The organism is Limimaricola variabilis (genome assembly GCF_034371605.1).
Classification (GTDB): domain Bacteria; phylum Pseudomonadota; class Alphaproteobacteria; order Rhodobacterales; family Rhodobacteraceae; genus Limimaricola; species Limimaricola variabilis.
In genome coordinates this window covers 408,297-432,500 of record NZ_CP139691.1, presented here as the reverse complement: position 1 = coordinate 432,500, position 24,204 = coordinate 408,297, and the positions used below count along the sequence as shown (strand labels likewise).

The following is a 24,204-nucleotide window of genomic DNA, read 5'->3' as shown; positions in this document are numbered from 1 at the left end:
TCCATCACCGCGATCCGATCGGCGAGGCGGAACGCCTCGTCCATGTCATGGGTGACGATGATCGCGGTCAGGCCGCTGCGCCGGCGTATGGCGGTGAACTCGTCCTGCAGCCGGGCGCGGGTGACCGGGTCGAGCGCGCCGAACGGCTCGTCCATCAGCAGGATCTCGGGCTCGGCCGCCATGGCGCGGGCGACGCCGATGCGCTGCTGCTGGCCGCCCGACAGCGCGGCGGGGTATTTCGGCCCGGCCTCGGCCGGGTCGAAGCCAAACAGCTCCAGAAGCTCATCGACCCGGGCGGCGATGCGCGACCGATCCCAGCCCAGCAGCCGCGGCACGGTCGAGATATTGCGCGCCACGGTCCAGTGCGGGAACAGCCCGACGCCCTGGATCACGTAGCCGATGCCCCGGCGCAGCGCGTCGGGCGCCATCTCGCGCGCGTCGCGACCGGCGATCTCGACCCGGCCCTTATCGGGCTCGATCAGGCGATTGATCATCCGCAGCGTCGTCGACTTGCCGCAGCCCGAGGTCCCCACCAGAGCCAGCACCTCGCCGCGCGCCACCTCGAATCCGATGGCGTCCACCGCCACCGCGTCGCCGAAGCGGCGGGTCAGCCCCTCGACCCGGATCATCGCGCCCTTCATGCCGCTTCCCCTCTTGCCGTCGCCTCGATCATGGCGTCGAAGGCGAGGCTCGCCGCGATCGCCAGCGCCACGATCGGCAGCGTGCCCAGCAGCACCAGATCCATCGCCGCCTGCCCCATGCCGCGAAACACCAGCGTGCCGAAGCCGCCGCCGCCGATCAGCGCCGCGACGGCGGCAAGGCCGATGGTTTGCACGACGGTGATGCGGATGCCGGTCAGGATGACCGGCAGCGCCAGCGGCAGTTCGACCTGCGCCAGCAGGCGCGCGGGCGACAGCCCCATGCCGCGCCCGGCCTCCCGCATCGCGGCCGGCACGCCCGAGAGCCCCGCATAGGTGTTGGCGGCGATCGGCAGCAGCGCGTAGAGCGCCAGCGCCACGATGGCGGGCGCCGCGCCGATGCCGCCCACTCCCCAGTCGCGCAGCCCGGGATAGCTGCGGGCCAGCGCACCCAGCGGCACCATCAACAGGCCGAACATCGCGATGCTCGGCGTCGTTTGCAGGATGTTGAGCACCGGCAGGATCACGGCGCGGGCACGCGGGCGGGCAAAGCAGAGCCAGCCCAGCGGCAAGCCGATCAACAGCGCGGGGACCAGCGCGCCCAGCACCAGACGCAGATGTCCGGCCAGCGCCGCGTCGAACACGTCGCGGTTGGCGTCGTATTCGCGCAGGATCGACAGATCGTCGAAGAAGCCTGTCTGCAGAGCCAGCGCCAGCGCCGCGACCGGCCCGGCAAGCAGCGCGATCCGTACCATCGCCCGCAGGCCAATCCGCGCCGCCGCATCGGCCGCGGCCAGCGCGAGGAACGCCGCCGCGATCCAGAACCCGCCCCCGAGCGAAACCCGGGCGAACTCCGACGCCTCGGCCATCAGCGCTTCCGCCCCCTGCCCGGCCATCCAGCCGAGCAGCGCCAGCGCGGCGAGGGCCAGTGCCAGTCGCAGAACCTGCGACCCGCTCAGGATCGTCCCCAAGGCCAGCGCCGCCAGCAGCGCGGTTGCATAGGCCGAGCCACCGGTCGCGGCCCAGGCCATCACCCCGTCGCCGCCGACGATGCGATTGGCGCGGAAATCGAGAAGCGGCAGCAGTGCCAGCCCGCCCAGCGCCGGCCCGGCATAGACCAGCGCGGCGCGCCGGGCGGGCGCGGACACGGCCCGGCTCAGTCCAGCAGCCCCGCCTCGGTCAGGTGATCGCGCGCCACGTCGGCGGCGTTTTCGCCGCCGAGCTGGATACGGGCGTTGAGCGATTGCAGCGTCTCGAGATCGAGCCCCTCGAAGACCGGTGCGAGCAGTTCCTCGACCTGCGGATATTCCTCGAGTGCCTCGCGGCGGATGATCGGCGCCGGGCGATAGACCGGCTGCACCGACTTGTCGTCCTCCATCACCCGCAGCCCCACCTCGGCGATGGCGCCGTCGGTGCCATAGACCATCGCGGCATTGGCGCCGTCGATCTGCTCGGCCGCGGCGCGGATCGTGGCGGCGGTGTCTCCGCCCGACAGGATCACCAGCTGATCGCCCGACAGCTCGAAGCCATAGGTCTCCTGGAAAGCGGGCAACGCGGCGTCGGAATTGACGAACTCGGCGCTGGCCGCGAGCGTGAGATCGCCGCCCGAGGAGATGAATTCGCCCATGTCGGACATGGTCTCGAGGCCGTTCTCCTCGGCGAGATCCTGGCGCAGCGCGATCGCCCAGGTGTTGTTGGCCGGCGCCGGGGTCAGCCAGACGATGTCATTGGCCTCTGCATCGAGCTTCGACACCTCCTCATAACCGGCATCGGCATCGCGCCAGACCTCACTCTCGGCCTGATCGAAGAAGAAGGCGCCGTTGCCTGTGTATTCGGGATAGATGTCGATCTCGCCCCCGGTGATCGCCTGCCGCACGATCGGCGTGGCGCCCAGGCCGATCCGGTCCTCGACCTCGATGCCGGCATCCTCGAGCACCAGCTTGATCATCTGGCCGAGCAGCCCGCCCTCGGTGTCGATCTTCGAACCGACCACGATCTCGGCCGAGACGGTCGAGGCGCCGGTGATGGCGGCGGCGAGGGTAGCTGCGAAAAGCGGGGTGTTGCGCATGACGTGGCCCTTTGTGCGAATGATAACGGCCACTTCCGCCCCTCGCGGCAGCGACGCGCCCCAAGGGTAGGCGATGGCTGCGAGGCTTCAAGCGAAAAGGTGACCGCAAGTGACGGAACCTGTGACGCCGCGGGAACCGGCAGCGCCCGGGCCGGTTGAGCCAGACCCACAGCCAAGAAGAGGGACCTTGGTTCATGTATGACGAGAAGCCGCGCCCGGGCGAGACGGGCCGCGACGTGATCGACAGCGCAAGGGGGCTGCAGCACCTGGCGAAGTCGCGGATCTGCATCGAGGGCATCGATCCCGAAATCGATGGCGGGCGCTTTGCCGCGAAATGCGTCGCCGGCCGCCGCTTCACCATCCAGGCCGACATCTTCGGCGAGGGGCACGACACAATCCGCGCCGCGCTGCTGTGGTGGCGACAGGGATCGGACGAGGTCCATGAAGAGCCGATGCGCTTTCTCGTCAACGACCGTTGGGAGGGGGGCTTCACCCCTCCGGAGAACGCGCTCTACCGCTACACGCTGATCGGCTGGCGCGACGATTTCCTCGGCTGGCGCAAGGACACCACCAAGAAGATCGCCGCCGGGTTGAACGTCGATGTCGAGGCCGAGATCGGCCATCGGCTGGTCGCCAATTCGCGCGATCATGCCCCCGAGGGCGAGGGGCGCGCCGCGCTCGAAAGCCTGGTGCACGCCACTAATCACGGCACCACCGATGAGCGGATCTCGGTCCTGATGAACGACGAGACGCTGGCGCTGATGACCCGCGCCGGGCGGCGATACGGGCTCACCCGATACGATCGCGACCTCGCGGTCTGGGCCGATCGCGAACTCGCCGCCTTCTCGGCTTGGTACGAGATGTTTCCGCGCTCCGCCGCGCCGGGGCTGCGCCACGGCACGTTCCGCGACGTGATCGATCGCCTGCCCTACGTGCAGGATCTGGGCTTCGACGTGCTTTACTTCACCCCGATCCACCCGATCGGGCGCACCAACCGCAAGGGCCGCAACAACTCGCTCACGGCGGAGCCGGGCGATGTCGGTTCGCCCTATGCCATCGGCTCCGACGAAGGCGGGCACACCGCGATCCACCCAGAGCTGGGTACCATCGATGATTTCGATGCGCTGGTCGCCGAGGCCCGCAACCACGGGCTCGAGATCGCGCTCGACATCGCGCTCAACGCCTCGCCCGATCACCCGTGGATCAAGGAACACCCGGACTGGTTCGAATGGCGGCCCGACGGCTCCATCGCCTATGCCGAGAACCCGCCCAAGAAATACGAGGACATCGTCAACTTCCGCTACTACCGCGAGGATGGCAGCCCCAATGCTCCTTTCTGGGAAGCGGTGCGCGACATGTTCCTCTACTGGGCGGATCACGGCGTGCTGAACTTCCGGGTCGACAACCCGCACACCAAGCCGTTCCCCTTCTGGGAGTGGATCATCGACGAGGTGCGCGCGAAATATCCCGGTGCGGTGTTCCTGTCGGAGGCCTTCACCCGACCGAAGATGATGAAGCGGCTCGCCAAGCTGGGCTACAACCAGTCCTACAGCTACTTCACCTGGCGCACGACCAAGCCCGAGCTGACCGAGTACCTAACCGAGCTGACGCAGGAGGAGTGCCGCCACTTCATGCGGCCGAACTTCTTCGTCAACACGCCCGACATCAACCCGCACTTCCTGCAGGATTCCGGGCGGCCCAGCCACCGCATCCGGCTCGCGCTCGCCGCGACGCTGGCTGGGAATTACGGCGTCTACAACGGCTTCGAGATCTGCGAGGGCACGCCGCTTCCGGGCAAGGAAGAGTATCTCGACAGCGAGAAATACGAGATCAAGGACTGGGACTTCGATCGCCCGGGCCACATCAAGGACGACATCCGGCTGATGAACCGCATTCGCCGCCAGCACGCCGCGATGCGCGACTTCACCAATCTTGAGTTCTTCGACGCGCATGACGACGTGGTGCTCTATTACGGCCGCTTCGACCGGGAGGCCGACAGCTACCTGCTGTTCCACGTGCTGCTCGATCCGCATGACGGGCGCGAGTTCGGCTTCGACCTGCCGCTGTGGCGCTTCGATCTGCCCGACGAGGCCTCGATCGAAGTGCAGGACGCGGTCCACGGCAACCATTTCACCTGGCACGGCAAGCAGCACCGCCTGACGCTCGATCCCGAGAGCCGGCCCTATGCGATCTGGCGGCTGATCCCGCCGGGAGGAGCGAGAGACTGATGGAAGACCAGGTGACCCCCGATACCGAGGCCGCGACCGAAACCGCCCAGCGCGACTGGTACAAGGACGCGGTGATCTATCAGCTCCACGTCAAGGCCTATCAGGACAGCAACGGCGACGGCATGGGCGACTTCGCCGGCCTGATGAGCCGGCTCGACCATGTCGAGGAGCTGGGCGCGACGGCCGTGTGGCTGCTGCCCTTCTACCCATCGCCGCTGCGCGACGACGGCTACGACATCCAGGAATACACCGAGATCAACCCGCAATACGGCAACATGGACGAGTTCCGCGCCTTCGTCGACGAGGCGCACCGCCGTGGCCTGCGGGTGATCACCGAGCTGGTGATCAACCACACCTCGGACCAGCACGAGTGGTTCCAGCGCGCCCGCCATGCCCCCAAGGGCAGCCCCGAGCGCGACTTCTACGTCTGGTCGGACGATCCGACCAAGTGGATGGACAAGACGCGGGTGATCTTCAACGACACCCATGACAGCAACTGGACTTGGGACCCGGTGGCCGGGCAGTTCTACTGGCACCGCTTTTTCGACCACCAGCCCGACCTGAACTTCGACAACCCCGAGGTTCTCAAGGAAGTGCTGCGGGTCATGCATTTCTGGCTCGACATGGGTGTCGACGGGCTGCGGCTCGACGCGATCCCCTATCTCGTCGAGCGCGACGGCACCAACAACGAGAACCTGCCCGAGACGCATGACGTGCTGAAGGCGATCCGGGCCGATCTCGACGCGCATTACCCCGACAAGATGCTCCTCGCCGAGGCCAACCAGTGGCCGGAGGACACCCGCCCCTATTTCGGCGACGGCGACGAGTGCCACATGGGTTTCCACTTCCCGCTGATGCCGCGCATGTACATGGCGGTGGCGCAGGAGGACCGGCACCCGATCACCGACATCATCCGCCAGACGCCCGAGATCCCGGAGGACTGCCAATGGGCGATCTTCCTGCGAAACCATGACGAGCTGACGCTCGAAATGGTGACCGACAAGGAGCGCGATTACCTCTGGGACACCTATGCGAGTGACAAGCGCGCGCGGATCAACATGGGCATCCGCCGCCGCCTCGCGCCGCTGATGCAGAACGACCGCCGCAAGATTGAGCTTCTGAACTCGCTGCTGATGTCGATGCCCGGCACGCCGATCCTCTATTACGGCGACGAGATCGGCATGGGCGACAACATCTATCTCGGCGACCGCGACGGGGTCCGCACGCCGATGCAGTGGTCGCCAGACCGCAACGCCGGCTTCAGCCGCGCCGACCCGCAGCGGCTCTACCTGCCGACCATCCAGGACTCGATCTACGGCTACCAGGCCCTCAACGTCGAGGCGCAGGCCAAGGACCCATCCTCGCTGCTGAACTGGATGCGGCGGATGGTGCAGGTGCGCTCGAACCATACGGTGTTCGGTCGCGGCGAAATGAAGCTGCTCTACCCGTCGAACCGCCGGGTGCTCGCCTATATCCGCGAGCATGAGGGCGAGGCGGTGCTCTGCGTCGCCAATCTGGGCCGTACCGCGCAGGCGGTTGAGATCGACCTGTCCGGCTATCAGGGCCGGGTGCCGATCGAGCTCACCGGGCATTCGGCCTTCCCGCCGGTCGGCGCGCTGCCCTACCTGATCACCCTGCCCTCCTACGGCTTCTACTGGTTCCTGCTGGCCGATGAGGACCAGGCACCGGCCTGGCACACCCCGGCGCAGCAGATCCTTCCGGAATTCGTGACGCTGACCACCCGTGACGGCCGGGTCTCCTCGGCGATCTCGGGCCGCGACGGGCGGCTCCTGGGCAACGACGTGCTGCCCAAGTTCCTGCCGCTGCAACGCTGGTTCGCGGCCAAGGACGCGCGCATCAGCCGGGTCGGCATCGAGCCGATCGCCGAGATCGGCGGCAATGGCGCGCTCGGGCTGATTGAGGTCGAGGTCGGTGGCGAGACGCAGCATTACCTGCTGCCGCTGGCCGCGGTCTGGGGCGAGGACAGCGTGGGCTTCGGCTCCGCGACACTGGGCTACACCATGGCCAAGCTGCGCAAGGGGCCGCGGGTCGGCGGGCTGATCGACGGCACGGTCGACGAGACGCTGATGGGCGAGCTGCTCGAAGCGCTGCGCCAAGGCTACGAGACCGACACGCCGCGCGGCCGGCTGGTCTTCGCGCCCAGCGCCGCCATGGCCGAGATCGAGGATCCGGGCGAGCCGCGGCTGCTCAATGTCGAGCAATCCAACGCCACGGTCGCCTTCTCGGACAAGGTCATCCTCAAGATCTACCGCCGGCTTCGCGCCGGCACCCAGCCCGACATCGAGGTGTCGCGCTTCCTCACCGACGTGGCGGGCTTCGAGAACACCCCCGCGTTCTTGGGCGAGATCGCGCTGCGCCCCGACGGGGGGGAGACCACGGCGCTGGGCGTGGCCTTCGCCTATGTCGCCAACCAGGGCGACGCCTGGGGAGCGCTGACCGGCGCGCTCGACCGCTACCTGCAGGATGCGGCCACCGGCAACGAGGAGGAGATGCCCTCTTACATGCCGGTACTCGAGGTCGCCGGGATCCTGGGCCGCCGCACCGCCGAGATGCACCGCGCTCTGGCGCATCCGACCGAAGACCCGGCCTTTGCGGCCGAGCCGCTGACCTCGGCCGAGCTTGCCGCTTTGTGCGACGAGGTGCGGGCCGAGACGGTGGCGATGCTCGACCGACTGCAGGGAATGAAGGACCTCTCCGAGCGGGCCTCCGCCCTGTCGCGGGAGATCCAGAGCAACCGCGACAAGCTGATCGCGCGGATCGACGCGGTGTCGCAGATGGCGCCCTCGGGGATGCGCACCCGCATCCATGGCGACTATCATCTCGGCCAGGTGCTGATGGCCCAGAACGACGTGATGGTCATCGATTTCGAGGGCGAGCCGCGCCGCAGCCTCGACGAGCGCCGTGCCAAGAGCCACGCGCTGCGCGACGTCGCGGGAATGCTGCGCTCGCTCGACTACGCCGCGCAATCGGCACTGCGCTGGGCCGAGCAATCGGCCAATGACGGCGAGGATGCGGCGGTTCTGGTGCATGATTGGCACGACCGCGCGGTCGTCGATTTCATGGCCGCCTATCGCGAGGTGATCGCCGACAGCCCGGCGCATCCGACCGAGGAGAGCTTCGCGGATGCGTTGCTCGATCTCTTCCTGATCCAGAAGGCTGTCTACGAAGTGGGTTACGAGCTTGCCAGTCGCCCGGCATGGGTGGACATTCCGCTGAGCGGTCTGCTCGACCTGATCGACGAAAAGGACAATTCATGACCATGAGCGACACTGAGGCCCAGCCCAACAAGGCCGCCCCGGACGCCGCGCGCATCGAGGCCATCATCCGCGGCCGGATGGGCGACCCGTTCGAGCTTCTCGGGCCGCACCGGGACGCGGATGGCACGATGACCCTGACCGTCTTCGCCCCCGATGCGGCAAAGGTGACCGCCGTGACGCCCGAGGGCGACGATCTCGCCCCGCTCGAGCGGGTCAATCCCGAGGGCGTCTTCTGGGGCAAGCTGCCCGAGGGCTTCGAATTCGGCACGCCCTACCGGCTGCGGATGAAGGCCGGCACCCATGAATGGGAGCGCGACGACCCCTACCGCTTCACCCCGGTGTTGGGTGAAATGGACGAGTATCTCGTCGCCGAGGGCCGCCACGAAGAGATCTGGAAGCGGCTCGGCGCCCATCCGATCAGCCATGAGGGCGTCGATGGCGTCTGCTTTGCGGTCTGGGCGCCCAATGCCCGCCGGGTCAGCGTCGTCGGCCACTTCAACGCCTGGGACGGCCGCCGTCACCCGCTGCGCCGCCGCTTCGGCGCCGGGCTGTGGGAGCTGTTCGTGCCCGGCCTCGCCATCGGCGATCTCTACAAGTTCGAGATCGTCGGCGCGCATGGCGACCTGCAGCCGCTCAAGGCCGATCCGATGTCGTTCCGCCAGGAGCAGCCGCCGTCCACTGGATCGATCGTGCACGGCATGCATCGCCACGAATGGCAGGATGCTGAGTGGATGGCGCGCCGCAACGAGGCCACGCTGCACGAAAAACCGGTGTCGATCTACGAGGTGCATCTAGGCAGCTGGCGCCGTGGTGCCGATGGCGAGGTGCTCGACTACGACACGATCGGCGCGATGCTGGTCGACTACCTGCGGGACATGAACTTCACCCATGTGGAGTTCATGCCGGTCTCAGAGCACCCCTTTACCGGGTCGTGGGGTTACCAGCCGGTCGGGCTTTTTGCGCCGACCTCGCGCTACGGCACGCCGGAGCAGTTCGCCGCGATGGTCGACCGGCTCCACCAGGCCGGGATCGGCGTCATCGTCGATTGGGTGCCGGCGCATTTCCCGACCGACGCGCATGGCCTCGCCAATTTCGACGGCACCGCGCTCTATGAGCACGCCGATCCGCGGCAGGGCTTCCATCAGGACTGGAACACGCTGATCTATAATTTCGGGCGCAACGAGGTCGCGAACTTCCTGCGCTGCTCGGGCACCTTCTGGCTCGACAAGTACCACATCGACGCGCTGCGCGTGGATGCGGTCGCCTCGATGCTCTACCTCGACTACTCCCGCAACGAAGGCGAGTGGATCCCCAACCAGTATGGCGGCCGCGAGAACCTCGACGCGATCGAGTTCCTCAAGAACACCAACCATCAGGTGCAGCTGCGTACGCCGGGCGCCGCCACCATCGCCGAGGAGAGCACCGCCTTTCCGGGCGTGAGCCGTCCGGTCGACCAAGGCGGCCTGGGCTTCGACTTCAAGTGGAACATGGGCTGGATGCACGACTCGCTGTCCTACATCCAGGAGGACCCGATCAATCGGAAGTATCATCACCACCAGATGACCTTCTCGATCCACTACGCTTGGTCGGAGAATTTCGTGCTGCCGATCAGCCATGACGAAGTGGTGCATGGCAAGGGCTCGCTGCTGAACAAAATGCCGGGCGACCGCTGGCAGAAATTCGCGAACCTGCGGGCCTATCTGGGCTTCATGTGGACCCACCCCGGCAAGAAGCTGCTCTTCATGGGCTGCGAGTTCGGGCAGGAGCGCGAGTGGAACCACGACCAGTCGCTCGACTGGCACCTGCTCGAGGACGAGAAGCACAAGGGCGCGCAGAACCTCGTGCGCGATCTCAACCGGATCTACCGCGACGAGCGGGCCCTGCACGTGCTCGACTGCGACCCGGCAGGCTTCGAGTGGGTCGACGGCGCCGACGACCAGAAGTCGATCTTCGCCTTCCTGCGCAAGGGCCGCAGCGGATCGCGCCCGGCGCTGGTGATCTCCAACATGACCCCCGTCGTGCGCGAGGATTACCGCATCGGCGTGCCCGAGGGCGGCGAGTGGATGGAGCTGCTCAACACCGACGCCGAGATATATGGCGGCTCTGGGGTGATCAATTCCGGTCGCATCACCGCGCGTCCCGAGGAATGTCACGGCCGTTCGGTCTCGCTGTCGCTGACGCTGCCGCCGCTGGCGACCGTCGTCCTGGTCCCCGACCGCTGACGGCGCGGGCCCTCGGGCCCGCCCTCAACTCTCACGGCCCGGGCCATGCCCGGGCCCCATCACGGAGCCCTGATGTCAGACCTCGCCGCCCTCGCCCGTCATCATGGGATCACCACAGAATACGACGACCCGCATGGCGGCACCCGGCCGGTACCGGAGGCCACGCTGCGGCTGATCCTGAACAAGATCGGCGTCGATCCCGATGCGCCGATTTCGGGCGATCCGGCACCGACCGAGATGCGGGTGCCCGAGGACGGCGTCTGCCACTTTCCGAACTGGCTCGAAGACGCGCCGTCCTGGGGGATCTTCTGCCAGCTCTACGAGCTGCGCTCGGAGCGCAATCACGGCATCGGTGATTTCCGCGACCTCGCCGAGATGGCGCGGATCGCGGCGCGCGCGGGAGCGGATTTTCTCGGGGTGAACCCGCTCCACGCGCTGTTCTGGGGCGATCCGGGGCGACGCAGCCCGTTCTTCCCCTCGACCCGCAGCTTTCTCAACCCGGCCTATGTCGCGCTCGACGATCTGCCCGGCCACGACCCGGCCGATATCGACGCAGCCCCGCTGCGCGACGGCGATCTGGTGGATTACGACGCCGTCCTGCCGGCCAAGCTCGCGGCGCTACGACACGCCTATGACCGTCGCCCCTTCGACGGCGACGAGACCGAGTTCGACGATTTCGTCGCGCGCGGCGGCGAAGCGCTGCGCCGCCATGCGCTGTTAGAGGCGCTGTCGCTCAAGATGACGGCCGAGGGGCATGGCGCGGGTTTCGCGAACTGGCCCGCGCCGCTGCGCGACGCCGAAAGCGACGCGGTCGCCGCCTTTGCCCGCGACGAGGCCGATGCGGTCCGGTTTCACCTCTGGCTGCAATGGCAGGCGGCGCGCCAGCTCAACGCCGCCCAGCGCGCCGCCATCGATGCGGGGATGCGGATCGGGCTCTATCTCGATCTCGCGGTGGGCGAAGCGCCCGACGGCTCGGCCCGCTGGGGCGACGGCGCGGCCCAGATGACCGATCTCGCGGTCGGCGCCCCGCCCGACATGTTCGCGGCCGACGGCCAGTATTGGGGCCTCTCGGCCTTCAACCCCGGCGCGCTCAAGGCCCGCGACTTCGCGCCCTTCCGCGACATGATCGCGGCGCAGCTCGCCCATGCCGGGGCGCTCAGGATCGATCATGCCATGGCGCTGTGGCAGCTCTTCCTGATCCCCGAGGGCGAACCGGCGAGCGCCGGTGCGCATCTTCGCTATCCCTTCGACGAATTGCTGCGCGTCCTGGCGGCCGAAAGCCGCGACAAGGGCGCGGTGGTGATCGGCGAGGATCTGGGCTTCGTGCCCGACGGCTTCCGCGAGGCGATGCAGGCGGCCAATATCCTGTCCTACTCAATCCTCTACTTCGAAAAGGACGGTCACCGCTTCAAGCGCCCCGAGGAATACCGCGCCCGGGCGCTGGCCTGCCTGTCGACCCATGACCTGCCGGTGCTGGAGCGCTGGTGGGCGGGCGAGGACATCGCGCTGCGGCGCGAACTCGGCCTCGTGGGGGAGGAGGACAGCGACGCCCATGCCCGCGAGCGCACCCGCGAGCGCCGGGCCCTGCTCGACGCGCTGCGCGCCACCGGGGCACTGCGCGGCCGGCTGCCACGTCAGAAGGACATGCCCCGCGCGGTGCTGGTCGCGGCCTATCGCTACCTCTCAAAGACGCCGGCGGCGCTGGTCGGCGTGCGGCTGGCGGACATGGTCGGACCGCAGGCCCCGACCAACATGCCCGGCACGATGGACGAGTATCCGAACTGGCGTCCGCGCGCCCGGCTCGACCTGTCCGAGATCGAGGCGCATCCCGACTTCGGCGCGGTGACCGCGATGATGCGCAGAACCCGCCCGCGACGCGCTTGACAGGCGACTGACCCGGCGGCAGGGTGGCGGCACTTCACCAGGGGGGCCCCGGCAAGGGGCTGAGATGGCGCTGGGCGAGGTCCTTTGGACCCACGCGCGCGCGGACCCTTCGAACCTGATCCAGTTCATACTGGCGTAGGGACGGTGCGCGGCCTCGGGCGTTCTACATGCCTGCCCGAATCCGCAACTCCCCCCCGCTGTCATGCTGGATCGTCACCGACGCGAGAGGACGCCGCATGACGATCAACACCACCCCGCCCGAATTGCCCAAGGTCACCACGGGCCCGCTGCCCGCCTCCACCAAGATCCATGTCCCGGGCCGCCTGTTTGCCCAGATCCGGGTGCCGATGCGCGAGATTGCCCTGCACCCGAGCGCCGGCGAGCCGGATGTCCGGGTCTATGACAGCTCGGGCCCCTATACCGACCCCGAGACCGCAATCGACACCTCGGCGGGCCTCGCGCGGAACCGCGAAAGCTGGATCGATGCGCGCGGCGATACAGAGCGCTACGAAGGCCGCACCACGCGCCCCGAGGATAACGGCCGCGCCGCCGCCTCGGACCGGCTGCGCCCCTTCCCGACCCGCCACTTGCCGCGCCGTGCCACCGGCGACCGCGCCGTCACGCAGCTCGCCTATGCGCGCGCGGGCATCGTCACGGCGGAGATGGAATACGCGGCAATCCGCGAGAACATGGGCCGCGACGCCGCGCTGGCGCGGGCGCGCGACGGCGAAAGCTTCGGTGCCGCGATTCCCGACCAGGTCACGCCCGAATTCGTGCGCGACGAGATCGCCCGGGGCCGCGCCATCATCCCGTCGAACATCAACCATCCCGAGCTCGAGCCGATGGTGATCGGCCGCAACTTCCTCGTGAAGATCAACGCCAATATCGGCAACTCGGCGGTCACCTCCTCGATGGAGGAGGAGGTCGAGAAGATGGTCTGGGCGATCCGCTGGGGCGCCGACACGGTGATGGACCTCTCCACGGGGCGCGACATCCACGACATCCGCGACTGGATCATCCGCAACTCTCCGGTACCGATCGGCACGGTGCCGCTCTACCAGGCGCTGGAGAAGGTTGGCGGCATCGCCGAGGACCTCACCTGGGAGGTGTTCCGCGACACGCTGATCGAGCAGGCCGAGCAGGGCGTCGACTACTTCACCATCCATGCGGGTCTGCGCCTGCACCACGTGCCGCTCACCGTGGGGCGCACCACCGGCATCGTCAGCCGCGGCGGCTCGATCATGGCGAAGTGGTGCCTGCACCATCACAAGGAAAGCTTCCTCTACGAGCATTTCGAGGAGATCTGCGAGATCTGCCGCCGCTACGACGTGTCGTTCTCCCTGGGCGACGGGCTGCGTCCCGGCTCGATCGCCGACGCCAACGACGCCGCGCAGTTCGCTGAGCTGGAGACGCTGGGCGAACTCACCCAGATCGCCTGGAAGCATGACTGCCAGGTGATGATCGAGGGCCCCGGCCACGTCGCCATGCACAAGATCAAGGAGAACATGGACAAGCAGCTGGCCTGCTGCGACGAGGCGCCCTTCTACACGCTCGGACCCCTCACCACCGACATCGCGCCGGGCTACGACCACATCACCTCCGGCATCGGCGCGGCGATGATCGGTTGGTTCGGCTGCGCGATGCTGTGCTACGTCACGCCCAAGGAGCATCTCGGCCTGCCCGACCGCGACGACGTCAAGACCGGCGTCATCACCTACAAGATCGCGGCCCATGCCGCCGATCTCGCCAAGGGGCATCCGGGCGCGCAGATCCGCGACGACGCGCTGAGCCGGGCGCGGTTCGAGTTCCGCTGGGAAGACCAGTTCAACCTCGCGCTCGATCCCGACACGGCCCGCTCGATGCATGACGAGACGCTGCCCGCGGCGGCGCACAAGACGGCGCATTTCTGCTCCATGTGCGGGCCCAAGTTCTGCTCGATGCGGATCAGCCACGACATCCGCGCCGAGGCGCAGAAGGAGGGCATGGAGAAGATGGCGGCGAAGTTCCGGGAGGGAGGCGAGCTCTACCTGCCCGAAGCCGAAAGCTGACGTCGCCCTCTGGGCGGGCGCCCGGGCCGGGGATCACCCCGGCCCGTGGCTTCAGCCCTGCGGCGCGGTCTGGGCGGCCGCGCCCTGCCCGGCCGCCCGCTCGCGGTGCACCACATAGGCGCCCGAGCCGAGAATGATGGCAGTGCCCAGCGCCGTCATCGCGTCCGGCAGGTCGCCGAAGACCGCAAAGCCCAAGCCCACCGCGCCGACGATCTCCAGATACTGGAACGGCGCCAGCAGCCCTGCTTCGGCACGGCGGAACGCCTCGGCGATCATCAGGAAGGTCGCGGCCGACAGCATCCCCACCAGCGGCAGCATGCCCCAGACCCAGCCCGGCGCGCTGGCCGAGAGCGGCGCAACCAGCCCCGTGGCGGTCAGCAGCGCGAGCAGGCACAGCGAGATCAAGGTGGCGTAGAACGTGGCACCGGTTTGGATCGTCAGCGCCGAACGGCTGCGCGCCGCGTGGCGCAGGATCACCGCGTTGACCGCGTAGCCGGTGGCCGAGGCCAGCGGCAGCAGCGCCGCCGGGGTGAAGCCGTCGAGGCCGGGCCGGATCACCACCAGCGCGCCGAGAAAGCCGACCGCAACGGCGGCGTAGCGGCGCGGCCCAATCCGTTCCCCAAGGAGCGGCGCGGCCAGCAGCACGAGGATCAACGGCTCGACGAAGAACACCGCGATGGCGGTGGCGATGGGCATCACAGCGAAGGCGGCCACGAGGCCCGACATGGTGACCACCGCGCAGAGCCCTGACAGCGCCAGCAGCGGCGAGAAGATCGGCCCGCGCAGCCGATGGCGCAGCAGCAGCGCCAGCAACGACAGCGCGGCGAGTTGGAACACGAAGCGCCAGGCCACCACCTCCATCGGTGGCAGCACCCCGGTCAGCAGCTTGGCCAGCGTGTCGCCCACCGGCAGCAGCGCCATCGCCACCACCATCAGCGCCATGCCGGTGCCGATCTCGCCGCTGGGACCGCGGCGCGGCCGCGCGACGGGGCTCTTGGAACGGGGTCGGATCATCGACGTCTCCCAACATGCGCGCCCATCGGCATGGGCGCGGCGGTCCGGGCGTCCGGGACATCTGCAGGATGCGGCCCACGGGTCGGGGCGACGCCATCGCCCGCCGTCACACCGGCCGCAGACCATGGCTAGGAGGTGGCGCCGCGCCGGTCAAGCCTGCGGTGTCGGCAGCGCCAGCCGGCGCGGGCGCGCCGTCTCGGCCTGCGCCCGATCGACGGCGAGCATCTGGCGCAGCCGGCCGTCGATCCGGTCGGCGACATGGGCGGGCGCACGGAACCAGTCGGTCGACCAGACCCGCTCGATCCGCCAGCCGAGCCCCTCCAGCACCGATTGCCGGATCCGGTCGCGGTCGCGCGCGGTGGCGGCGGAATGATAGCTTGCCCCGTCGCATTCGACCCCGGCCAGATAGGCGCCGCCCCGGTCGGGATGCACCACCGCGAGGTCGATGCGGAAGCCCGAGACGCCGATCTGGGTCCGGACCTCCCAGCCCCGCGCCTCGAGGCTGCGCGCCACCGCCTCCTCGAACGGGTTCTCGGCCGGGCCGAGGCTGCCCGCGTCGCGCGCGGGCAGCGCCACGGCACCGCGTTCGGCATAGTCGAGGAACGCTTTGAGATCGGCCACGCCGCGCGCGCGCGATCGGCCCAGATCGATATCCCCCGCCCCCAGCGAGGCGAAGACATGCAGTTCGCGCCGCGCGCGGGTGATCGCGACGTTGAGCCGCCGCTCGCCGCCTTCGGCGTTGAGCGCGCCGAAATTCATCGACAGCTTGCCCGCGAGATCAGGCCCGAAGGTGACCGAAAACAGCATCACGTCGCGCTCGTCGCCCTGGATGTTCTCGAGGTTCTTGACGATCACCGGCTCCTCGCGCGCCTCGTCGAAGAACCATTCCAGCTCGGGCGCGTCGCGCCGCAGCGCGTCGAGATGATCGAGGATGAGCGCCTGCTGATCGCCGTTGAAGGTGATCACGCCGAAGCTGCGGCGCGCCGCCTCGGGACGCTCCAGCTCGGCCGCGAGCCGCGCGCGCAACATCGCGGTGACCGCGCGCGCCTCCTCCGCGTTGCTGCGTCCCCGCCCCCGGCCGTATCGGCCGTCGACCCGGTGCAGCCGCAACGCGTCGCCCGCGCCGCCGGGCGAGGGAAAGGTGACGAGGCCGCCGTCATAGTAGAAGTGGTTCGAGAAGGCGATCAGCGCCTCGTCGCGCGAGCGGTAGTGCCAGTCGAGCCGCCGCACCGGCACGCCCGACGCCGCCACCTCGTCGAGGATCGAGGGCATGTCGCGCAGCGCCACGTCCTCTTCATCGTCCTCCTCCTCGGCGCGGCCGAAGAAATTGGTCGGCGGCAGCTGCTTGGGGTCGCCGACCACGATCGCTTGGCGGCCGCGGGCGATCGCGCCGATCGCGTCCCAGGTGGTAATCTGGCTCGCCTCGTCGAAGATCACCACGTCGAAGGCCGGCTGGCCCGCCGGCAGGTACTGCGCGACCGAGAGCGGCGACATCAGCACGCAGGGCGCCAGGCGCGGCAGGCTTTCGGGCATCTGGCCTAGCAGCTGCCGGATCGGCATGGAGGGCCGCTTGAGCCCGAGCTGGTGGCGCAGCACGCCCAGTTCCGAGGCGCGCGGCACGGCATCGCGTGCGGGCAGACCGCCACCGATCCGGCGCAGCACCTCGTTCGAGGCGAGCGCGGCGGCGCGCGCGTCGAGCATCCGGAACCGGGCGACGAGATCGTCCTGCGCCCAATGCGCGAAGTCGCGCAGCAGCGGGTCGGCATCCATGGCCCGCGGCAACCACCACGCGGCATAGGCGGCCTCGAAAGCGGCGCGAGCCGGTCGGTCGAGCCGCCCCGCCTCGATCGCCACGATCAACGGGCCGAGACCTGCGACCTCGGCCCTGTGGCGCAGCGCCACCCAACGGGTCCAGTCCGCCAGCCTGGCGGCCTGGCTCTGCAGCGCGTCCAGCGCCTTGGCCAGTTCGGCGGGGGCCGCGTCGTCTGGCACCCGCCCGCCCAAGGACTCAAAGGCCTCGCGGGCCGTCGTCATCTCCCTATCGGCTTCGGCAAGCGCCTTCAGGCCCGCGCGCACTGGCCCGGCTCCCGGCTGCATCAACTCGGCCCGCACCGCACCGAGGCGCGCGGGCTCCACCCCCTCACCCGCGAGCCCGGCCAGTGCCGTCTCCAACGCCCGCCGCGCCGCGACCATTTCGTCGAGCCGGTCGCCCGGCAGCTGCGCCAGCGGCGAGGCGTCGCGCGTGCGCCGCGCGCGGGCAAGCCAGTGCAGCGCGTCGAGATCGCCGCCCGGATCGACGGTGCCGGAGCGCGCATGGCTCTGCAGCACGCCGCGCACGCGCCGCCGCGCCAGCGCCGAGAGCGGCCAAATCCCGGCCTCGGCGGCGCGCCAATCGGCATCGAGGGCCGAGACGTCGATCCGGGTATCGACATCTTCGGGATAGTCGGCGGCCAGCCGTCCGCGCGCGGAAGCCATCTCCGCCTCGGCCTCACGGCGCGCCTCGACCGCACGCTCCAGCTCCGCCAGCGGCAGATCGGGCAGCCGCGACAGATCCGGCGCGTCCTCCACCGCCAGCGGCACGAGGCCCATCAGCAGCTTGCATCGCGCGGTCATGCGCGCCGCCTCGGGCGCAAGGCCGAGCCGGTCGCAGAGCCCGCCAAGCGCCCGGTTCTGTCCCCGCGCCGCGCGGCCCAGCGCCGCCGCAGCAGCGAGAAACCGTTCCTGCCAGTCGAAGGACCACTCCGCCCCCGCCAGCAGATCGACCGGCGCATCGCGTCCGGCGACCTCGGCCAGACGCTCCAGGTCGCCTGCCATGTCGCGCAGCCGCGCATAGCTGGCGAAATCATGCGCGTCCGGCGCGGGAAAGACGAGCCGGAAGTCCGGCTCGCCGGCCGCCACACGACCGATCGCGTCGAACACCGAGAACCCCTGCCGCCCCTTGCGGTGCAGCGCCGCGACATAGGCGTTGAGCTGGTCGCGGGTGAGCCGCAGGTCCTCGGTCACCTCGACCCACTTGGCCTCGTCGCCGGCCGCCGCGCGGTCCCAGCCGCGCCCCAGCTGCGCCAGCACCGAGGCGCGGTCGGTCTTGTTCGAATGCAGCTCGAGACAGGCATCTCCCAGCCCGCAGGCCGCGAGGCGGCGATGCACCACTTCGAGCGCGGCCGCCTTTTCTGCGACGAAGAGCACGGTCCGGCCCTGCGCCATGACCTGCGCGATGATGTTGGCGATGGTCTGGCTCTTGCCGGTGCCGGGCGGGCCGATCAGCACGAAGTCGCGGCCCTGCGTCGCCGCTGCCACGGCAGCGAGCTGGCTGCTGTCGGCCGGAAGCGGCGACACCAGATCGGCGGGCGCCAGCGCCCGGTCGAGGTCGCGCGGGCCGATCGCCGGCAGGTCAGGCTGCGGATAGGCCGTCTCCGGCCCGTCGAGCAGGTGGCGCACCAACGGGCTGTCGCGCAATTCGGCCTCGCGCGCGACGAGATCCTCCCACATCAGGAACTTGGCGAAGGAGAAGGTCGAAAGCGACAGCTCCTCGATTACCTCGAAACCCGGCATGTCGCGCACCGCCAGCCGCACCAGATCGAAGATCCGCGCCAGATCGATGCCGCTGCCATCCCGTGGCAGCTCGCCGTCGAGCCCCGGCACCGATAGCGCGAAATCACGACGCAGGAATTCCAGCAGCGTCGCGTTGATCCGCACCTCGTCCTCGAGATGACCGATCCGGAAGGCCGAGCTGGCCGAGCGTCGTTCGAGCCGCGCGGGGATGAGCAGCAATGGCGCGCGATAGGCCCGGGTTTCCCCCGGCCGGCACCAGCGCAGGAAGCCCGCGGCAAGGAACAGCGTGTTGGTGCCACCCTCCTGCATGTCGCTGCGCGCGCGGCGATGCAGCGCGATCAGCCTTGCCTGCAGCTCGGTCTCGGCCAGCGGCGCGGCAAGCCGGCCGCGCTCCTGCGCCTGCGCGGCACGATGCGCCAGCTCGTCTCCCGAAAGGCTGTCCGCCTCCTCGAGCGCGACCGGCACTGCCCAAGCGCCTCCGGCCAACCGATCCTCGAGCGCGGCCATGTCGGCGCAGAGCAGCGGCACCGCGCCGCGCCCGTCGCGGAAATTCAGGAGCCGGTTGCGCAGGCTGAGATCCAGCAACCGCCGCTGCCAGCGCTCGATCCGCCCTTCGGGCGTGGTCGGGGCAGGCTCGATGTCGTCGAGCGGCAGGTCGGCAGCCGTTGGCCCTTCGGGCAGCGCAGCGGCGACCGGGCTGGGCCCGGAGGCGGTCGCGAGCCGCGTATCCTCGAGCGGGGTGATTCCGGCCTGGCGCGCCGCCGCGACGTCGATGGCGGCAAGGAAGCCCTGCTCCTGCGCCGGGTCCGCTAGGGCCCGCCCGGCGGCGATCGCCGCTTCGAAGCCGGATTTGGGGCCGAGCAGCCGTTCGGGGTCAAGGGGCAGGAACTCGCGCGCGGCCACCGCCTTGCGCAGCGCCACCGCGTCCGGCTCGACCACGCGGCCGAAATCGCGCGGCAGCAGCCAGACGCCGCACCAGATCCGTCCCTGCGCAAAGGCCACCACCGGGTGCAGGCCCAGCGCCTCGGCCCCGGCCGCAAACAGGAGCGCCGCCTCCAGCGGTGTGGCGAGCGCGTCCTCACGGATCGTGGCGGTGGCGCGCAGCGGCTGGCCGCGCGCGGCGACATGGCCGGACGCCACCGCGCCGCGCAGCCCCCAGCCCGCCAGCACCGACCAGACCGCCGCCGCCTGCATCCAGGCACGGCCTGGATCGCCCGAGCGATAGCCGTCCGGCACGCCCCGCCCCGCCTGCTCCAAGAGCGCCGTGGCCTCGTCGGCCAGCCCCACCGCGAGCGCGGGCTCCGGTCGCACGAAGGCGGGCAGCAGATGCGCCATCTCGCCCAGGCCGCCCCACTCGTCGCGGGCCAGAAGCGTCAGCTCATGCGCGGCACGTCCCAGCACCTGCCCGCCCTGCCGCGCCTCGAGCCGGAACATGGCAGGCGTCGCCGCCTCCAGCGTGGCGAGCGGCACCGGGTCGATCGACACGGCGAGATCGGCGATCTCCAGCACCTCGCCCGGGCCGATGGCGTCGATCCGCCAGACCCGCGGGCGCAACACGGCAGGCTCGCTCCACAGATGCAACTCGATCCCCGCCAGCGCGGTGGGCCCCTCATGGCGCAGCGTAAGCGCGCGCAGCACCGAGACCGCGTGCCGGGCGCTGACGAAGCCCAGCCGACTGGCGGCGTCGACCTCGATGGCGAGGCACGGCGCGGCGACCGGAAGCTGGCTGTCTGGGTTCGTCATCCGTTCTCTCCTGCGCTTCGGCGGACATGAATCCATTTGCCCTTTGTCGTCAACAGCCTCGCCGCCACCCGGCAGGGCCCCGCCGATCCGCGTGCGGCGCGAGAGGCTGGACAAGCCCCCCGCGCATGGATTTATCTCGCCCGAGGGCCCGCACCCGGGAGGGGCGCGGGACATGAGAGACAACAGGGAGAAACGCGTGGATCGTCGTTCGTTCATCACCAAGGCCGGTCTCGGCGCAGGCGCGGCCGCACTGGCCGCCCCCGCCGTGGCGCAGGGCAACATCACCTGGCGCATGGTCACCACCTGGCCGAAGAACTTTCCGGGCCTCGGCGTCGGCGCCCAGCGCCTGGCCGACCGGATCACCGCCGCCTCGGGCGGCCGGCTGACGATCCAGGTCTACTCGGCCGGCGAGCTGGTGCCGCCACTGCAGTCGCTCGACGCGGTGATCGACGGCACCGCCGAGATGTCGCATTCGGCCGCCTATTACTGGCAGAACAAGTCCTCGGCGCTGAACTTCTTCACCGGCGTGCCCTACGGCATGACGTCGACCGAACTCGCGGGCTGGATGCGCCACATGGGCGGCCAGGAGCTGTGGGACGAGGTCTATGACCAGTTCGGCGTGAAGGGCTTCCTATCGGGCAACACCGGCACCCAGGCCGGCGGCTGGTTCCGCGACGAGGTCACCGGTCTCGACAGCCTCAAGGGCCTGCGCTTCCGCACCCCGGGCCTCGGCGGCCGGGTCTGGGAGAAGCTCGGCGTCACCGCGACCAACATGGCCGCAGGCGAGATCTTCCAGGCGCTGCAGTCGGGCACGCTCGACGCAGCCGAGTTCGTCGGCCCCTACAACGACCTCGCGCTGGGCTTCCACCAGGTCGCCAAGAACTACTACTTCCCCTCCTTCGTGGAGCCGGGCCTCGCCACCGAGCTGGTGGTCGACAAGGCGAAGTACAGCGAGCTGCCCGAGGATCTGCAGGCGATCATCCGCGACGTTTCGCAGGCCGAGTACGACATGGTCGCCTCGGACTTCGCCGCCAACGACCCGCGCGCACTCAACACGCTGGTGAACGAGCACGGCGTGAAGGTGCAACAGTTCCCCGAGGAAGTGCTCGAGGCCGCGGCCACCGCCTCCAAGGAAGTGCTGACCGAGCTGCGCGACAGCGGCGATGACCTGACCAAGCGCACCACCGAGAGCTTCATCGAGTCGCTCAAGCTGCTGCGCACCAAGGCGCAGACCGCGGACGCCAACTTCATCCGCGCGCGCGAGCAGTATTTCGAGATGTGATCCCGACCCCGTCGGAAAAAGAGAAAGCCCGGATCGAAAGATCCGGGCTTTTTCGTTCCGTCAGCGGCGTTGCCCTCGGTGTTACAACACAGTCGGCAACCAGGTGACGATCTGCGGGAAGAAGAACAGCGCGGCGATGCCGATCAGCTGCAGCACCACGAAGGGAATGATGCCGCGATAGATTGCCGAGGTCGGCAGGTCGTCCGGTGCCACGCCGCGCAGATAGAACAGCGCAAAGCCGAAGGGCGGCGTCAGGAACGAGGTCTGCAGGTTCATCCCCACCAGCACGCCGAGCCAGATCGGATCGATGTCCAGCGCCAGCAGGATCGGCGCGGTGATCGGGATCACGATGAAGATGATCTCGAAGGTGTCGAGGATGAAGCCCAGCACGAACATGATCGCCATCACCACGATCACCGCCGCGACCGCGCCACCCGGCAGGTTCGACAGGAACTCGTGCACCAGGTTGTCGCCACCCATCAGCCGGAACACGATCGAGAAGACCGAGGCGCCGAACAGGATGATGAACACCATCGAGGTGATGGTCGCGGTGGCCACAACGGTTTCGTGCAGCACCCGGAACGACAGCCGCCAGCGCAGCGCCGCGAGGATGATCGCGCCCACCGCGCCGACCGAGGCCGCCTCGGTCGGCGTTGCCACGCCGCCCAGGATCGAGCCCAGCACCGCGATGATCAGCAGAAGCGGCGGCAGCAGCGCGACCAGCACCTCCTTGAACAGGCCGCGCTTCTCGTTCAGCGGCACCGGAGTCGCGGGGCAGCTCTCGGGATCGGTGATGGCCTTGAAGATGATCCACAGCGAATAGAGGCCGACCAGCATGACGCCCGGCAGCAGCGCGCCGGCGAAGAGGTCGCCGACCGAGACCGGCGTGGGCGCGAAGTTGCCCTTCTCCATCTGCACCTGGCTGTTGATGCCCGACAGCATGTCGCCCATGAAGATCAGCACCGTCGAGGGCGGGATGATCTGGCCCAGCGTGCCGGAGGAGCAGATCACGCCTGTCGCGAGCTTGGGGTCGTAGCCCGCGCGCAGCATCGCCGGCAGCGAGATCAGGCCCATGGTGACGACCGTCGCCCCGACCACGCCGGTGGAGGCCGCGAGCATTGCGCCGACGATCACCACCGACAGGCCGAGCCCGCCGCGCAGGTTGCCGAACAGCTTGGACATGGTGAGCAGGAGCTGCTCGGCGATCCGCGACCGCTCCAGCATAACCCCCATGAAGATGAACAGCGGCACGGCGACCAGCACTTCGCTGGTCATGAAGCCGATATAGCGGCTCGGCAGGCTGCCGAAGTTCGAGGGGTCGAACACCCCGATCCACCAGCCGACGAGGCCGAACAGCAGCGACACACCCGCAAGCGTGAAGGCCACGGGAAAGCCCAGCATCAGGAAACCGATGATGCCGAAGAACATGAGACCCGAGAGGATCTCTCCGATGAGCACTAGATCCATGTTATTCGGCGGCCTCGGTCAGGTGGTCGGTCTTGAGGGTGTAGCGCAGGCGCTCGGGCAGCAGCCCGTCGCGCCCCGCGAGCGTCAGGATCGCGCGGCCCGCCATGGCGAGGCCCTGCAGCCCGACCAGCACCGCGAAGCCGATGATGAAGCTCTTGAGGATGAACAGCCCCGGCATGCCGCCGACATTGGCCGAGGCCTCGTGATAGCCCCAGCTGCGCTGCACAAAGGGTATCGCGTAAACGTAGACGATCACGCAGAAAGGCAGCAGGAATACCAGCACGCCGATCAGGTCGATCAGCGCTTTGCGCGGGATCGATGCCGGGCGGTAGAAGATGTCGACGCGGACATGGTCGTCGCGCAACAGCGCGAAACCGGCCACGGCGGTGAACATCGCACCGTTGAGCCAGATGTAGAGGTCCTGCATCCAGACATAGCTGACCGCGAAGACGTAGCGCTGCACCACCACGGTGAAGCAGACCGCGACGATCCCCAGTGCCAGCCACGAAAAGACCTGTCCGACGATCCGGTTCAAGGCCGATATGGCGGTCACCACCGCCGCGAGCGCGCGCATCCTGTCCTCCCTCGGGGTCCCTTGCTTTGCGCGCTCTCATGACATGTCGGACGTGCATGCCGCAACGCCCGGCTTGAGCCACGCCCCGGAAAAATGCCCGAGGCTTCGGCAATCGCGCGGCTAGGGGCGCCGACTTTCTGCGCAGCGGCGTATTGACCTCGCGTATGCGGCATCCCCGAGCCAACCGGCAGTTGACAGTCGAACCG

Annotated in this window: 13 protein-coding genes and 1 riboswitch (1 of these 14 cut by a window edge); of the genes, 6 read left to right on the top strand and 7 right to left on the bottom strand. The window is 69.0% G+C overall.

Features of this window, described 5'->3' with window-relative positions:
- The 3 genes in view from T8T21_RS02135 to osmF are tightly spaced (at most 8 nt apart) and all read right to left on the bottom strand, a layout consistent with a single transcriptional unit that may run on beyond the window.
- Nucleotides 1-641, bottom strand: partial view of an ABC transporter ATP-binding protein gene (locus tag T8T21_RS02135; RefSeq protein WP_322336615.1) — the 5' portion only. It extends 319 nt beyond the left edge of the window; only the first 641 of its 960 coding nucleotides appear in the window; the start codon lies at nucleotides 639-641; its stop codon lies off the left edge, out of view.
- A complete protein-coding gene (locus T8T21_RS02130; RefSeq protein WP_322336614.1) occupies nucleotides 638-1,786 on the bottom strand; it encodes an ABC transporter permease in 1,149 nt (382 codons plus the stop codon). The genes T8T21_RS02135 and T8T21_RS02130 overlap by 4 nt, the downstream gene beginning before the upstream one ends.
- A gap of 8 nt (nucleotides 1,787-1,794) precedes the next feature.
- The gene (gene osmF, locus T8T21_RS02125) at nucleotides 1,795-2,706 is read right to left on the bottom strand and encodes a glycine betaine ABC transporter substrate-binding protein OsmF (RefSeq protein WP_322336613.1); all 912 of its coding nucleotides are present in this window, start codon (nucleotides 2,704-2,706) and stop codon (nucleotides 1,795-1,797) included.
- A 194-nt stretch (nucleotides 2,707-2,900) separates the two neighbouring features.
- Here osmF and T8T21_RS02120 point away from each other — a divergent pair, with 194 nt between their 5' ends.
- The 5 genes from T8T21_RS02120 (at nucleotide 2,901) to thiC (ending at nucleotide 14,366) form a co-directional block, all read left to right on the top strand.
- Nucleotides 2,901-4,934, top strand: a complete 2,034-nt coding sequence (locus T8T21_RS02120) for an alpha-1,4-glucan--maltose-1-phosphate maltosyltransferase (RefSeq protein WP_322336612.1) — start codon at nucleotides 2,901-2,903, stop codon at nucleotides 4,932-4,934.
- Nucleotides 4,934-8,212 carry a maltose alpha-D-glucosyltransferase gene (treS, locus tag T8T21_RS02115; protein WP_322336611.1) on the top strand — a complete coding sequence of 1,093 codons (3,279 nt, stop codon included), beginning with the start codon at nucleotides 4,934-4,936 and terminating at the stop codon, nucleotides 8,210-8,212. The genes T8T21_RS02120 and treS overlap by 1 nt, the downstream gene beginning before the upstream one ends.
- Complete coding sequence (gene glgB / locus T8T21_RS02110; protein ID WP_322336610.1) at nucleotides 8,209-10,434, top strand: 1,4-alpha-glucan branching protein GlgB; 2,226 nt, start codon at nucleotides 8,209-8,211, stop codon at nucleotides 10,432-10,434. Before treS ends, glgB begins: the two co-directional genes overlap by 4 nt.
- 72 nt (nucleotides 10,435-10,506) lie before the next feature.
- The gene (gene malQ, locus T8T21_RS02105) at nucleotides 10,507-12,318 is read left to right on the top strand and encodes a 4-alpha-glucanotransferase (protein ID WP_322336609.1); all 1,812 of its coding nucleotides are present in this window, start codon (nucleotides 10,507-10,509) and stop codon (nucleotides 12,316-12,318) included.
- A gap of 29 nt (nucleotides 12,319-12,347) precedes the next feature.
- Nucleotides 12,348-12,478, top strand: a riboswitch (TPP riboswitch).
- Nucleotides 12,479-12,554: 76 nt separating this feature from the next.
- Nucleotides 12,555-14,366 (top strand): phosphomethylpyrimidine synthase ThiC, encoded by a 1,812-nt coding sequence (thiC, locus tag T8T21_RS02100; RefSeq protein WP_322336608.1) that lies wholly within the window; start codon nucleotides 12,555-12,557, stop codon nucleotides 14,364-14,366.
- A gap of 51 nt (nucleotides 14,367-14,417) precedes the next feature.
- Here the strand turns inward: thiC and T8T21_RS02095 are convergent, their stop codons facing one another.
- A complete protein-coding gene (locus tag T8T21_RS02095; protein ID WP_322336607.1) occupies nucleotides 14,418-15,380 on the bottom strand; it encodes a DMT family transporter in 963 nt (320 codons plus the stop codon).
- 150 nt (nucleotides 15,381-15,530) lie between these two features.
- A complete protein-coding gene (locus T8T21_RS02090) occupies nucleotides 15,531-20,675 on the bottom strand; it encodes a DUF4011 domain-containing protein (protein WP_322336606.1) in 5,145 nt (1,714 codons plus the stop codon).
- A 196-nt stretch (nucleotides 20,676-20,871) separates the two neighbouring features.
- Between T8T21_RS02090 and T8T21_RS02085 the strand changes: the two genes are divergently transcribed.
- On the top strand, nucleotides 20,872-21,957 hold the full coding sequence (locus T8T21_RS02085) for a TRAP transporter substrate-binding protein (RefSeq protein ID WP_183474983.1): 1,086 nt from the start codon (nucleotides 20,872-20,874) through the stop codon (nucleotides 21,955-21,957).
- 81 nt (nucleotides 21,958-22,038) lie between these two features.
- On the opposite strand, the gene T8T21_RS02080 is transcribed toward T8T21_RS02085, so the two are convergent.
- Together T8T21_RS02080 and T8T21_RS02075 are read right to left on the bottom strand one after the other, a co-directional pair.
- On the bottom strand, nucleotides 22,039-23,424 hold the full coding sequence (locus T8T21_RS02080; protein WP_322336605.1) for a TRAP transporter large permease: 1,386 nt from the start codon (nucleotides 23,422-23,424) through the stop codon (nucleotides 22,039-22,041).
- A 1-nt stretch (nucleotide 23,425) separates the two neighbouring features.
- Nucleotides 23,426-23,998: a TRAP transporter small permease subunit gene (locus T8T21_RS02075; RefSeq protein ID WP_322336604.1), complete on the bottom strand. Its 573-nt coding sequence runs from the start codon at nucleotides 23,996-23,998 to the stop codon at nucleotides 23,426-23,428.
- Nucleotides 23,999-24,204 lie beyond the last annotated feature (206 nt).